The following is a 14,193-nucleotide window of genomic DNA, read 5'->3' as shown; positions in this document are numbered from 1 at the left end:
TGGATACCTGTTAAGAAAAAGTAACGATACTTCAAAAGGGCCATTCCGCAAGGGATGGCCCTTAATACTTGCTCCTGCGGCAGAGAGATGGGCCTGTCAGCCCTTAACGGCGCCGAGCATCGCCCCTTTGGTGAAATGCTTTTGCACGAACGGGTAAGCGAGCAGCATCGGCACAGTCGCAACCACGATGACCGCCATTTTGATCGTCTGGGCCGGCGGAATGATGTCGACCGAGGTATTGTCGCCCTGCATCCCGCTGGAGACGATAACGATCTGGCGCAGCAGCACCTGGATCGGCCATTTGACGGAATCGTTGATGTACAGGATGGCGTTCATATACGTGTTCCAGTACGCGACGCCGTAGAACAGCGACAGGGTCGCAATGGAGGGCAGCGCCAGCGGCAGCATGATTTTGAGAAAGACGCCGAAATCGTTTGAGCCGTCAATCTTGGCCGACTCCTCCAGCCCTTCAGGCAGCGCCTGGAAGAAGTTGCGCATGATGATCAGGTTAAAGGCGTTGATCGCTACCGGTATAATCATCGACCAGTAGGAATCGATCAGCGACAACGATTTGACCACCAGGAAGGTCGGGATCATGCCGCCGCTGAATAACATAGAGAAGACAACCACGAAGTTAATGAAATCACGGCCCAGCAAATATTTACGCGACAAGCCGTAAGCCATCAGGGCGGTCAGGACCATGCTGACGACGGTGCCTACAATCGTGACGCCGATAGACACGCCCAGGCTGCGGAAGAGGGTAGGCGTGGATAGAATGAAGCGGTAGGCATCCAGCGAGAAGGTGGTCGGGAACAGGACGAATTTCTTCTCGACGATCTCCTGGGTGGTGGCAAAGGAACTGGCAAACACGTTGACAAATGGCAAAAGACAAATGAGAGCAATGAGAGCCAATAGGGTGGTATTGACGATGGTGAACAGTTTGCCGCCCATGCTTTCTTTTTTTAATGATGATTGCGCCATGCAGTTATCCTCCTCGTAATCGTTTCAATGACAATGTATCAAGGGGATTTCATTCCGTATATAATCATTAGCTATCGCTTTGCAGGCGGGAGAATTGGCGGGTTCGGGCGGACATGCTCTTCAGGTACGATCGGTATCCCTGCACGGGGTCGTTTCAGCCAAAAGCGCGTAGCGGCGCGGATTGTCAGTCCATAGTAAGTAATGATTATATACGTAATCCTAACGGGCGCCTTAAGCTTGAGCCGTAAAGAAACGCGTTCAAGGAGGCCGATTCCCGTGAAACAAGCCAATGTCGCCGCGATGGAGGTTCAAGCACCACCGGCAAAAAGAACAAGGACGATGCATAACCTGCTCAGTCTGCGAAGAAACAAGCTGCTATATCTGATGATACTGCCGGGGTTCGTGTATTTTGTGATTTTCAAATACCTGCCGATGGGCGGGCTGATTATTGCCTTTCAGGATTATCAGCCGTATATGGGGATCGCGGACAGCCCGTGGGTCGGCTTTAAGCACTTCATCCGTTTATTCACGGAGCCTACCTTTATGATGCTGCTGCGCAATACGCTGGTTTTGTTCGCGCTGAACATTATCATCTTCTTCCCGCTGCCGATCATTCTGTCGCTGATGCTGAACGAGGTGCGGCACAAGTTCTTCAAGAATGTGGTGCAGACGGTCATCTACATTCCGCACTTTATGTCCTGGGTCATCATTGTGTCCATTACTTATGTGTTTATGAATGTGGACGGCGGGGTGCTCAATGAGATGATTGCCGCGATGGGCGGGCAGAAGATCAGCTTCCTGACCTCACCGGAATGGCTGCGCATCGTGTATATCGGCCAGATCATCTGGAAAGAGCTCGGCTGGTCGACCATTATTTATCTGGCTGCCATCACGGTTGTGGACACGCAGCTGTACGAGGCCGCCGAGATGGACGGCGCCGGCCGCTTGCGTAAAACCTGGCATGTCACCCTGCCGGCGATCCGGCCGGTCATTATTACGCTGCTCATTCTGAAGATCGGCCACACGCTGGACCTCGGCTTCGAGCATATGTACCTGCTGCTTAACTCGCTGAACCGCGAGGTCGGTGAAATCTTCGATACTTACATTTACACCGCCGGTCTGAAGAACGGCCAGCTCAGCTTCAGCACCACCGTCGGCCTGTTCAAGGGCGTGGTCGGCCTGATCCTCGTCATGCTGTCCAACAAGCTTGCCAAGAAGATCGGGGAGGACGGAGTGTACTAAATATTACACAAGTGGAGGTCACGATGACGGACAAGACGAATTGGGCGGTACGCATGGCCGGCTCCATTATGGAGCGGACGCCGCTGCTGTATGAAACCAATGAATGGTACCGGGGCAAATGGTCCTATGATTACGGGGTCATCCTGAAGGGCTTCGAGCTGCTATGGCGGCTGACGGGCGAGGAGAAATATTTCCGGTATATCCGGGACAACATGGATGACTTCATCGGGGAGGACGGCTCCATCAAGGGCTACCGTCCGGATGAATACAATATTGACCATTTAAATAATGGAAAGCTGCTGTTTGGGCTGTATAAGGAGACAGGAGAAGAGAAATACAAGCTGGCAGCAGCCAACCTCAGAGAACAGCTCCGGCAGCACCCGCGTACTTCGGAAGGCGCGTTCTGGCATAAGCAGATTTACCCGTACCAGATCTGGTTGGACGGACTGTACATGGGCTCGCCGTTTTATCTGGAATATCTGCTGGCCTTCGAGGACGGCCAAGGTCTTGAGGATGTAACGAAGCAGTTCATCCTCTGTGAACGCCACACCAAAGATGCCAAGACCGGGCTGCTTCGGCATGCCTGGGATGAGCAGCGCGTCCAGCCGTGGTGCGATCCGCAGACCGGACAGTCCCCGAAGGTCTGGGGCCGGTCGGTGGGCTGGTTCGTTATGGCCCTGGCCGATGTGCTGGAGCTGCTGCCGCAGGAGCATGCGGATAATACAGAGCTGGTGAGAATCCTGCGGGATACGCTTACCGCTTTACGGAAGTATCAGGATGCGGCTTCCGGCGTCTGGTACCAGGTGGTGAACGAGGGCGGCCGCAAAGGCAATTACCTGGAGGCTTCGGCATCCAGTATGATCACGTACGCGATCGCCAAGGGCCTCCGGCTGGGTGTGCTGGATGAAGAGGGTTGGGCGGAGACGCTGGAGCACGCCTACGCCGGACTAATCGACGAATTCATCACGGTGACGAAGCGCGGCTGGGTGAATCTGAACAAGACCTGCCAGGTTGCCGGGTTAGGCGGCGATGAGCGCCGCGACGGCACCTATGCCTATTACATCAGCGAGCCGATCATCACCAACGACCTTAAGGGGCTCGGCGCGTTCCTGCAGGCTTGCGGGGAAGTTGAAGCGCGGCGGGCTGCTGCCGGGAAATAGCAGGCGGATCGCTCAGGTAGGAGAATTCCGCCGGGGCCGGTGCTGCAGAGCAGAGTGACACTGCCGGGTGCACCGCACCGTGTCTGCTTCTTCCTGGGCGGCGCGGGGCAGGAGGTCTGAAGGCGTAGATTATAATTTACGGGCAGCTATCCTCCTGATGTGGAGAGGATAGCTGCTTTATATGCTTCCGGCAACTCCCGCACGATATACGCTGGAGGTGTCAGTCCGTTATTTTTGCTTGTCTTGCTTTATTTCAATCCAGTTGATTGTCAGGAGAAGCAGCAGCCCCGGCCAGAGCGTCAGATACAGAATATAAGGGGGACCCATCCCCATCGGCTTCAAGGCGCCTAGAGCCATTAATAACAATGAGAAACACTTACTGATAGTTAACCCGGACATATACTGCGCCCTCCTCCCACCAATAAAAGCCCTACATTACCGTCCGGCAGCTCCGCTGTCTACTCCCCCTCCGCCATCTTCCGGTAAGCGCGCGGTGTCAGGCCGGAGAGGCGCTTGAACATTTTGCCGAAGTGGGAAAAGTTATCGAAGCCGGCCAGCTCGGATACGCGGGTCACACTGTAGTCGGTATCCCGCAGCAGCCGCTGGGCTTCCTTCACCCGGGTGATATTGACGTATTCGCTGAGGCCAAAGCCGGTGACTTCCTTGAACATCCGGCTCAGATGGCTTTTGCTGATGAAGAACTGTCCGGCCAGCATGCCCAGCTCCAGCGGTTCGCTGAAATGCAGGTTAATGTGGCGGACGATGTCCGATACTTTGCGCTGCACCGGTGTAGGCTCGACATCGGGCACGCCCTGGCGCTTCTGCATACTGCGGGCGGTGAACAGCAGGAGCTCTCCGGCCATATGCCGGAGATGGAGCCCGTAGCCCGGCGGCTGGTCGTGCAGCTCGGTCAGCAGCGAACCAAGCAGCGCTTCCGCATGCAGCCGCTCCTGCAGATTCAGCCGCAGCAGCGGCGAGCCTTGCGCGAAGGAGCTCAGGAGCAGCTCCCGCTCCTCCGGCTCATAGGCGTCAAAGAACGAAGGCGAGAAATACAGCACCACCCGCTCATGGCCGGGAATCCCGAGATCCGAGGTTTTATGTACGGCATCCGAATCCACCAGGACGAGGTCTCCGGCATGGACATGGTAGGCTCGGTCCTTAATGAAATAGTTGCGTTCCCCGCTGAATAAATAATAAAGCTCATAGTGGCTGTGATAATGGTTCGTGAACATGGAGAAGTGGCCGATTCTCCGGTCAAATTCCAGATAGAACGGGTCCGGGCTGGCGCCGTAGCGCAGCAGATCCGGAAGCTGTTGCAAAGGTATGGCGGCCTCCTCCTCTCACATAGTGTATTCACTAGATACTATACAAAAAAATCCGGAGCAAAAAAAGCGGCATTTGCACTATGTATGCGTTATAACGCGGCGATTTCCCTCTATTGTTATGATAAGCTGGCGGTAGTAAAAGGTAAGTTGCAACCATGAGGAGGAAGTCCATTGATTAAACATGATAACCGGGTGGAAAAGCTGCAAATTGCTTATATCGGAGGAGGCTCGCGCGGCTGGGCCTGGGGGCTGATGGGCGATCTGGCGCTGAGCGCCGAGCTGTCCGGTACGGTCAAGCTGTACGATATCGACAAAGAAGCCGCAACCCGCAACGAGGTAATCGGGAACCGGCTGAAGGAACGTCCCGAAGCCGTTGGGCGGTGGGATTACCAGGCTGTAGATACGATAGAGGAAGCGCTGCAGGGTGCAGATTTTGTTATCATTTCAATTGTGCCGGGCACCTTTGAGGAAATGGCGTCCGATGTGCATACGCCGGAGAAATACGGCATCTATCAATCCGTCGGCGATACCGTTGGACCGGGCGGCATAGTGCGGGCCCTGCGGACGATTCCGATTTTTGCCCAAATTGCCGAAGCGGTCCGCGCCCATTGTCCCGATGCCTGGGTGATCAATTACACCAACCCGATGACGGTGTGTACGCGTACGCTGTACGAAGTGTTCCCGGAGATCAAGGCGTTCGGCTGCTGCCATGAGGTATTCGAAGTGCAGAAGCTGCTGGCCGATATGCTGGGCGATATGAAGGGGATTACCGGCGTCAGCCGGGAGGACATCAAGACCAATGTGCTGGGCATCAACCATTTTACCTGGATCGACCGCGCTGAGTATGAGGGAATGGATTTGCTCCCGCTGTACAAGGAGTTTGTAGACAAGTACTATGAGGAAGGCTTCAGCAAGCAGAAAAAAGAGCACTGGATGAACAAATTCTTCGACTCCGCACACCGTGTGAAGTTTGATCTGTTCCGCCGGTACGGCATTATTGCGGCGGCCGGGGACCGCCACCTGGCCGAGTTCTGCGGCAAGGCTTATCTCGCTTCCCCCGGGCATATCGATGCCTGGAAGTTCGCGCTGACCCCGGTCTCCTGGCGGATGGAGAACCGCGTGCGGCTGCTGGAGCAGTCGGAGCGGATGTTCCGCGGCGAAGAGGAGCTGAATCTGAAGAAATCCGGCGAAGAAGGCGTGCGTCAGATCAAGGCACTGCTGGGTCTGGGGGACATGGTGACCAACGTCAACCTTCCGAATATCGGGCAGATGGCCGGATTGCCGCTCCACAGTGTCGTCGAGACCAACGCCGTTCTGTCGCATAACCGGATTGCCCCGGTAACCGCCGGACGCTTGCCGCTGGAGGTGGAGGCGCTTGTGCTCCGGCATGTCGCCAATCAGGAAACGACGCTGCAGGCAGGGCTGCGCAAGGATGCGGACGTGGCTTTCCGTGCTTTCGCCGCCGATCCGCTGGTCGCAATCGATGTACAGGACGCCCGCAGCCTGTTGGGCGAAATGCTTCAGAATACGAAGGCTTATTTACCCGGCTGGAAGCTGGACTGAAATAAGGCCTGAACCCATCGAATAGCAAGCGTGGACTGCAGATTGCATGCAGCGGCAGCCCCAGGCGGAGATTTCCGTCCGGGGCTGCCGCTTTTTTATGGCGTTTGGGAGTATATCTAGAAGGTATTTTGGGTGGCCTGGCCTTCCGCTGTATGCTAACCTGATAATACCCGTACTGTAGCCAAAGATTATGTATGGAATCCCGGCCGGAAAGTAGCCGCAGCCGGTCCGTTACGGGGATAATCCGCAGCAACGATTGCAGCCGCAGAGCGGACCGGGGCAGGGAAATGGCCCTTTTTGACACGATACCAAATGATTATATACGTAACACTTCAGCGGCAAGTATGCTTAACCCAAGAATCAGCCAGGCGGACTAAACGCCGCTTGAATTCCTGCCTCCGGCTTAATTATCAGCAGAGGCATGGGCCACACATACGACGAGAAAAGGGGAAAGGACATGAACAAGAAAATTACGCAATTCGCCGCGCTCGCGGTCAGCGGTGCGCTGCTGCTCAGCGGCTGCGGCGGCAACAACAATAACGGGAATGCGGGCACGCAGCCTGCCGCCGGCAATACCGGAAACGGAGCCGCCGAGGCGGCCGATAAACCCGCCAAGATCAGCTGGATGAACATTCTGCACACGGCCTCGCCGCCAACCGACACCATCCTCAATAAAATAGAGGAAGCAACGAATACCGATCTGGAATTCTCCTGGATTCCCGATGCCTCTAAAGAAGAACGGATCAATACAGCGCTCGCCTCCGATTCACTGGCGGATATTGTAACCTTGACGATTCTGGAGAACTCCTCGGTGCGCAACGCCCTGAAGGCCGGTGTGTTCTGGGAGGTCAGCCCGTATCTGGACGAGTTCCCGAACCTGGCCTCCATTTCGCAGGATATGCGGACATCCGCTTCCATTGCAGGCAAGCTATATGGCATTCCGATGCAGAAGGACATCTCCCGTAACGGGGTGATCATCCGTAAGGACTGGCTCGATAAGCTGGGCCTCGCCGTTCCGAAAACGACCGATGAGCTGATGGCTGTTGCGAAAGCGTTTACAGAGCAGGACCCTGACGGCAACGGTGCAAAAGACACTACCGGCTTTATCGACCGCAGCGATCTGGTATTCGGCGCCTTCAAGACGCTCGGCTCTTACTTCGGCACGCCAAGCGGCTGGCATGTGGATGAAAGCGGCAAAGTGACGCCGGAGTTCGAATCCGAAGGCTACGTGAAAGCGATGGATTATATGAAGGCGCTGTACAAGGGCGGCTATATCAACCAGGACTTTGCCGTAACGGCCAAGACAGACCAGCAGCAAGGCTTCTCCCAGGGGAAAGCGGGTATTTATGTCGGAGCGCTGTTTGACAGCAAGAATATGCTGAACTCCGCCAAGGGAATTCAGGATGATATGGAGCTGGTGCTCGTCAATGACATTACCTCCACCGGAAATCCGGCGGACCGGGCCATCTGGACGACGAGCAACGGTGTAGGCGGCCTGCTGGCCTTCCCGAAATCGGAGGTTAAGGATGAAGCCGAGCTGAAGCGTATTCTGAAATTCATGGATGACCTGATGTCCGAAGAGATTTACGCCTTGATGACCTATGGCATTGAAGGGGTGCACTATACCATTGATGCCGACAAAGCGGTAACGATCACGAACCAGGATCTGTGGCAGCAGGAAGTACAGCCGTTCTCCTCGTCGCGTCCGAAGGAGCCGGGCTATGAAATCCATGATTCCGATCCGCTGCGGACGGAAGCTGCCCGCCTGATTCACGAGAATGAACAGTATGCAGTGCTGAATCCGGTGTACTCACTGGAATCGGAGACCTTCTCCACCCAGGGCTCAGAGCTCCAGAAGATTATTACCGACGCTACCTACAAATATATTCTCGATAAAATCAGCCTGGACGACTTCAAGAAAGAGGTCGCCAACTGGCGCAAGAGCGGCGGAGATCAGATTATCTCCGAGTACGAAGCCGCCTATAAAGCGGTAAACGGCTAAACCTGCCGGTTCTCCGCAGTAATCCCGAGCTTTACGCGCACCCGCGCAGCACATCAGAGAGACAATTATGGCTTTAACGGATGGGATGATCCGTACCAGATTTGGCTCAACTTGATTGGATGCAGCGGGTGCGCTTTTTGCTTTGCATTTATTAATCCGGTGAAGGAGGAACTGTTTTGAGAAAAATGCTATCAGGATTGCTGGCCGCTTCCCTGCTGCTGGGGATGCTGCCGGCCGGGGTACAAGCCGATGCGGCTTCCGCTGCGCAGGTCCCGCCGCTTCCGGCTTTTCCGGGAGCCGAAGGCGGGGGCATGTACACTACCGGCGGACGGGGCGGCGCTGTCTATGAAGTAACAACGCTGGCCGACTCCGGTCCGGGCTCGCTGCGCGAGGGCGTGGCCCGGAGCAATACGACTGTCGTGTTCCGGGTGGGCGGGACGATTCACCTGGAATCGCCGCTGAAGATCACAGGATCGAATCTGACCCTCGCCGGGCAGACGGCGCCGGGCGAGGGAATTACCGTCTCCGACTACTATACCTCCATTGAGGCGGATAATCTGATCGTGCGCTATATGCGCTTCCGGCTCGGTGACAGGCATCCGAGCGAGGACGATGCTTTTGGCGGACGGTACCATAAAGACATCATCATCGACCACAGCTCGTTCAGCTGGTCCGTGGATGAAGTGCTCAGCATGTACGTAAACGAGAACACGACGGTACAATGGTCGGTTGTCTCCGAGAGTATGCTGATGACGTCGCACCAGAAGGGCCGACACGGCTATGCGGGCATCTGGGGCGGCAACAACGCCTCCTTTCATCATAATCTGATCGCCCATAACGTCAGCCGCAATCCGCGGTTTGCCGGTTCGCCGGATTTCCCTACAGATATGTACAACAATATTATATACAACTGGGGCTTCTTCTCTTCTTATGGAGGCGAGCAGGGCAACTATAATCTGCGGAATAACTACTATAAATACGGTCCCAGCACCTACCGCTCGGTAAGGGAGCAGCTGTTCCTCGGGGTCAGCGCGGATACACGCATCTTCATCGGCGGCAATATCATGGACGGTTCCCCTGAAGTGACAGCCGATAACTGGCTGGGCGTCGGTGATGTGGCCAATCCCGAGTCGGTGCTCCCCGAGCCGGTGGTGATGCCCTACCCGGTGAATCCCGACTCCGCCGAGGCCGCCTACGAGCGTGTACTCAAGGGCGCAGGGGCCATCCTGCCCCGCAGAGATGCCGTCGATGCGCGGATCGTGAATGATGTGAAGAACCGGACGGGACGGCATATCAATTCGCAGCGCGAGGTCGGCGGATATCCGGAATTCGCTCCGGCGGTATCGGCGCTGGCCGACGGCGACCATGACGGCATGCCGGATGAATGGGAGACGGCGCACGGCCTGAACCCGGCCGATCCGGAGGACCGGAACAACATCCATTCCTCCGGTTATACCTATCTGGAGGTCTACCTGAACGGCATCGGCGGCAACGGCTCGGCCAATCCGGAAGCGGCCATCAGCTCCCCGGCAGATCACGCGATTGTGACAGAGGGGGCAGATGTGGAAATTACGGCCGCCGCCGCCGACACTGACGGGACTGTGGCCAAAGTGGAATTTTACCGGAACGATGAGCTCCTGGGAGAGGACAGTACGGCCCCGTATACCTTTACCTGGGAGAATGTTCAGGACGGCACCCATTTCCTGACCGTACGGGCCATGGATAACACTGGGACTTTTACGCAGTCGGACAATGTGGCCGTTCACGTCAACAAGGCAGGCAGCACGCTGCCCTGGCAGGCGGCGGATGTAGGAGCTCCCGGAATACCCGGACATACGCAGCTCGGTGCCACAGCTGCAGACGTAACCGTGAAATCGGCAGGCGACATTGGCGGCAGCGCCGACAGCTTCCACTATGCCTATCAGGAGCTGACCGGCAACGGGGAGATCGTGGCCCGTGTGGAGAGCATTACCGCAACGGACGATGAGGCCGAAGGCGGCGTCATGATCCGCGAAAGCCTGGACGGGTCAGCCCGCTTCGCTGCACTGATGGCCTCGTATGTGAAATACGGGAAGAAGACGATTTCCCTCTCCCGGCAGGATACGGGCGGGCAGGCGGTCAAAGTGGAGCCGGAGCAGTTCATGAATACGCCTTATTGGGTGAAGCTGGTGCGCCTGGGCGACCAGATTACCTCGCTGGCTTCGGATAACGGAACAGAATGGTCGGTCATTGACACCGTTAATCTGTCACTGCCGGAAACGGTCTATTTCGGGCTGGCGGCCGATGCGGCCAAGGTGGATGACGATGTGAACAAATACAACGCCACCGTGTTCTCCGGTGCAGCCGTTAACCCGCTGCCAGCGGATTATCCGGTGTCCCCGGTGAATGTAGCGGCGGAAGCCGGCGTAAGATCGGTGAGCCTCAGCTGGGATGAGGTTGCGGTAGCCGACAGCTACCATGTGCTGCGCAGCGAAATGCCGGGCGGGCCGTTCACGGCAGTTGCCGCCGGTATTACGGAGAATGCATACACCGACGCCAACCTTACTGTAGGCAAAACCTACTACTATGTCATTACCGCTGCCAATGCCAGCGGAACCAGCTTCAACTCCGCCGTGGTGCACGCTGTACCGGAAGGGGAGCCGGAAACGGTCTTTTATGTCAACGATGACTTTGAAGCGGCAGCCAATGAGACGACACCGGAAGGTTACACCTTTACACCGAATCCGCCGGATGCGGACCACAAGGTGACGGCGGTTGACCTCCCTGCCGGCACAAGCGGCAATGACTCGGATAAGGCGCTGATCGTCTACGACAATGCTGCGGGCAGCACAGAGATGATCCGTAAATTCACGCCGCAAAAGGGCAAGTTCATCCTGGAAGCCGACATTACTTCTCCGGGATGGCCGGGCACGGCGACAGTGCTGAACCTGCAGGATGAAGCGGGCAGCAAAACCGCGCTCTCCCTGCAGATCCGCAAGCCGACCGCTCCCGTGGCGGAAGGGAACTACACTTTGATCTACAAAAAGAACGGTGCCGATTACAAGCTGATGGACCCGCCGGTGAACAATCAGTGGTACAGCCTGAAGCTGATTGTGAACGTACCGGCCAGGACGGCCGACATCTACATTGACGATGTGCTGGTCCAGGATGATGCGCCGCTGGAGGCCGATCTGACGGCGGGCGGCATTGCCCGGATTTCCGCCAAGATGCCGGGCACCGGCAAGGGCACGCTGTATTTCGACAACCTTAAGGTGTACGTGGAGCCGGCGGAGAGCCCGAACGGACTCCGTGCAACCCCCGGCAACGGCAAAATTAAGCTGGAATGGTCCCCCGCCGAAGGAGCGTCTACCTATACGGTGAAACGCAGCACGACGGATGGCGGCCCATACACGGCAGTTGCCTCTGGCTTGACCGATGTCTCCTATATCGATGAGACAGTGCAGAATGATACGGCCTATTATTATGTCATTACGGCCACCGGCTCCACCGGGGAGAGCGGCCCGTCCAATCAGGTGTCGGCAACGCCGTCCACCGCTGCGGTGACTCCGGCTACCCCGCTGGGACTGACCGCAACGGCGCGCAGTGCGCAGGGGGACCTGCAGTGGCAGGCAGTGGAGAATGCGATCCGTTACACCGTCAAGCGCAGCCTGGCTGCGGAGGGACCCTATACGGCGGTTGCCTCCGCCGTTACTGCGGCATCCTTCCGGGATGCCGGACTGACGAACGGTACCACGTACTATTATGTGGTCTCGGCGACCGGTATCGGCGGGGAGGGACCGGATTCGGCTCCGGTCGCCGTAACACCGGCTGCTCATCTGAGCACGCCGTCAGTGTCGGCGCAGTCCTTGCCGAATGCGGCGCAGCTGCAGTGGGAGGCCGTTGGCGGGGCTGCCTCCTATGAGGTGAAGCGTGCGGCGGAGATAGAAGGCCCGTATGCCGTCATTGCCACAGTTACGGAAGCAGCTTACACCGATGCGGGCCTGGTGAACGGCACGCCGTACTACTATAAGGTTGCTGCCGTGAACAGCAGCACACACAGTCTGGACTCTGCGGCGGCAAGTGTACGGCCGGCGGCTATGGACGGCAAGCCTGCCCAACCTGCGGAACTTACGGCCGGCCCGGATGACGCCAGCGTTGCCGTAAGCTGGGAGGCGGTGCCGGACGCCGTGTCCTATACCGTGCGCCGGGGCATCGCTTCTTCCGGACCGTTTGAAACGGTCGCTTCCGGCCTCACGGACACGTCCTATACCGATGCCGGTCTGGTGAACGGCACCCGCTACTATTATGTTGTCTCCGCAGTGAACCCAGCGGGGGAGGGGCCTTCTTCGGCGATAGCCAGCGAAGTGCCTGCGCCGGTACTGACCGTTGCCAAGGACGGCAGCGGACAATTTACGAAGGTGCAGGAGGCCATCAATGCCGTCCCGGCCAACAGCGCCGTGCCAACGATTATCAAGATCCGGGACGGTATCTACCGCGAGAAGCTTGACCTCCCGTCCCAGAAGGTCAAGGTGCGGATGATCGGCGAGAGCCGGGAGGGCACGGTGCTGGTGTACGGAGATGCAGCGAGCACGCTGGATGCCAGCGGCAATGCGCTTGGCACCTCGGGCAGCTACAGCTTCCGGGTGCAGGCTAGCGACTTCACGGCCGAGCACCTGACGATCCGCAATGACGCCGGGATCAATGCCGGGCAGGCTGTGGCGCTGTATGCGAACGCGGACCGGCTGGTGTTCAGGGATGTCAGCCTGCGCGGACATCAGGATACGCTGTATGCCAACAATGGCCGGCATTATTATCTCGATAGTTATATAGAGGGCACGGTCGACTTCATCTTCGGCAATGCCACCGCCTTATTTGAGAACAGCACACTGCACAGCCTCGGCGGCGGATACGTAACCGCCGCCTCCACTGCAGCGGGCAAGCCGGGCTACATCTTCCTGAACTCCCGGGCGACCGCCGAGCCCGGCATTACGGGCGTAGCCCTCGGCAGACCTTGGCGCGCCGATGCCAATGTTGTCTACATCAACAGCTACCTGGGCGGGCATATTGCCCCTGCGGGCTGGAATAACTGGGGCAATGCGGCCAACGAGAAGACGGCCCGCTACGGCGAGTTCGCCAGCTTCGGGCCGGGAGCGGCCCCGGTGAGCAGGGCCGGCTGGTCGCAGCAGCTGACACCGGAGGAGGCGGCGCTGTTTACTCCGGCCAGCCTGCTGGGCGGCAGCGATGGCTGGAACCCGGCGGCGCTCTCGGGCCTTGCCGGCAGCAACCGCGAGCTGGCCGGGCTCACGGTGGACGGCAGCGCTTTGCCCGGCTTTGACCCGGCCGTGACAGCGTACACGGTGATCGTTGAAGACGGCAATGCGGTTCCCGTGGTAGCCGCCGAAGCCCTTGCGGCTGCGGCAACGGTCACGGTAGAGCAGGCGGCAGCGCTCCCCGGCACGGCCGTGATTAGGGTTACCGCACAGGATGGCAGCGCGCAGGTCTATACGATCAGGTTCACGGTGAAGGAGCCTGAAGTTACGGACACGGAGCCTCCGGTTCTGCGGCTGACGGCCGACAAGCCGGTGCTTAAGGCCAAGGGCCACCGGATGGAAGCGATCCATGTCACCGCCGATGTGTATGATGCCGGTTCAGGAATAGCAGCGGTAACCCTGCTGTCCATTACCAGCAATGAACCGGACAACGGCCCAGGGGACGGCAATACGGACAACGATATTCAGGGCGCGGCCTACGGCACCGCCGACTTCGACTTTGAGCTGCGCGCCGAGCGTTCGGGCAAAGGCAGCGGCCGTGTCTATACCATCACCTATGAGGCGGTGGACCGGGCGGGCAACCGGACCACGGCAACCGTAACGGTGAGGGTCGAGCATTAAAGAAAGGTGAAGAGGGGAGTCAAAACAGCCTGATATCATGGCTGTTTTGA

At 57.8% G+C, this 14,193-nt stretch carries 8 protein-coding genes; 5 read left to right on the top strand and 3 right to left on the bottom strand.

What is annotated here, in order from left to right:
* Nucleotides 1-96: 96 nt before the first annotated feature.
* A complete protein-coding gene (locus F1381_RS22245; RefSeq protein ID WP_151737051.1) occupies nt 97-981 on the bottom strand; it encodes a carbohydrate ABC transporter permease in 885 nt (294 codons plus the stop codon).
* Nucleotides 982-1,320: 339 nt separating this feature from the next.
* On the opposite strand from F1381_RS22245, the gene F1381_RS22240 reads away from it, so the two are divergent.
* The gene (locus F1381_RS22240; protein WP_425495288.1) at nt 1,321-2,223 is read left to right on the top strand and encodes an ABC transporter permease; all 903 of its coding nucleotides are present in this window, start codon (nt 1,321-1,323) and stop codon (nt 2,221-2,223) included.
* Between the two features lie 23 nt (nt 2,224-2,246).
* Nucleotides 2,247-3,383: a glycoside hydrolase family 88/105 protein gene (locus F1381_RS22235; protein ID WP_151737050.1), complete on the top strand. Its 1,137-nt coding sequence runs from the start codon at nt 2,247-2,249 to the stop codon at nt 3,381-3,383.
* A 228-nt stretch (nt 3,384-3,611) separates the two neighbouring features.
* On the opposite strand, the gene F1381_RS28450 is transcribed toward F1381_RS22235, so the two are convergent.
* Nucleotides 3,612-3,782 carry a hypothetical protein gene (locus F1381_RS28450; RefSeq protein WP_187355517.1) on the bottom strand — a complete coding sequence of 57 codons (171 nt, stop codon included), beginning with the start codon at nt 3,780-3,782 and terminating at the stop codon, nt 3,612-3,614.
* Nucleotides 3,783-3,841: 59 nt separating this feature from the next.
* Nucleotides 3,842-4,702 (bottom strand): helix-turn-helix transcriptional regulator, encoded by an 861-nt coding sequence (locus F1381_RS22230; RefSeq protein WP_343043456.1) that lies wholly within the window; start codon nt 4,700-4,702, stop codon nt 3,842-3,844.
* A gap of 180 nt (nt 4,703-4,882) precedes the next feature.
* Between F1381_RS22230 and F1381_RS22225 the strand changes: the two genes are divergently transcribed.
* The 3 genes from F1381_RS22225 to F1381_RS22215 all read left to right on the top strand — a co-directional run bounded on the left by F1381_RS22225 (nt 4,883) and on the right by F1381_RS22215 (nt 14,143).
* Nucleotides 4,883-6,271 (top strand): family 4 glycosyl hydrolase, encoded by a 1,389-nt coding sequence (locus F1381_RS22225; protein ID WP_222850476.1) that lies wholly within the window; start codon nt 4,883-4,885, stop codon nt 6,269-6,271.
* A 457-nt stretch (nt 6,272-6,728) separates the two neighbouring features.
* Nucleotides 6,729-8,273: an extracellular solute-binding protein gene (locus tag F1381_RS22220; RefSeq protein WP_151737047.1), complete on the top strand. Its 1,545-nt coding sequence runs from the start codon at nt 6,729-6,731 to the stop codon at nt 8,271-8,273.
* Between the two features lie 185 nt (nt 8,274-8,458).
* Nucleotides 8,459-14,143 carry a pectinesterase family protein gene (locus F1381_RS22215; RefSeq protein ID WP_246188162.1) on the top strand — a complete coding sequence of 1,895 codons (5,685 nt, stop codon included), beginning with the start codon at nt 8,459-8,461 and terminating at the stop codon, nt 14,141-14,143.
* The last annotated feature ends 50 nt before the right edge of the window (nt 14,144-14,193 follow it).

It is taken from the genome of Paenibacillus tengchongensis, assembly GCF_008973665.1.
GTDB classification, from domain to species: domain Bacteria; phylum Bacillota; class Bacilli; order Paenibacillales; family Paenibacillaceae; genus Paenibacillus_AQ; species Paenibacillus_AQ tengchongensis.
Note: the sequence above shows the minus strand (reverse complement) of the source record. Positions and strands in the feature narration are given on the sequence as shown.

Bases quoted from the DNA above. Each gene is read 5' to 3' on its own strand.
- F1381_RS28450 (WP_187355517.1), bottom strand. From the start codon at position 3,782: ATGTCCGGGTTAACTATCAGTAAGTGTTTCTCATTGTTATTAATGGCT.
- F1381_RS22240 (WP_425495288.1), top strand. From the start codon at position 1,321: ATGCATAACCTGCTCAGTCTGCGAAGAAACAAGCTGCTATATCTGATG.
- F1381_RS22215 (WP_246188162.1), top strand. From the start codon at position 8,459: ATGCTATCAGGATTGCTGGCCGCTTCCCTGCTGCTGGGGATGCTGCCG.
- F1381_RS22245 (WP_151737051.1), bottom strand. From the start codon at position 981: ATGGCGCAATCATCATTAAAAAAAGAAAGCATGGGCGGCAAACTGTTC.
- F1381_RS22235 (WP_151737050.1), top strand. From the start codon at position 2,247: ATGACGGACAAGACGAATTGGGCGGTACGCATGGCCGGCTCCATTATG.
- F1381_RS22220 (WP_151737047.1), top strand. From the start codon at position 6,729: ATGAACAAGAAAATTACGCAATTCGCCGCGCTCGCGGTCAGCGGTGCG.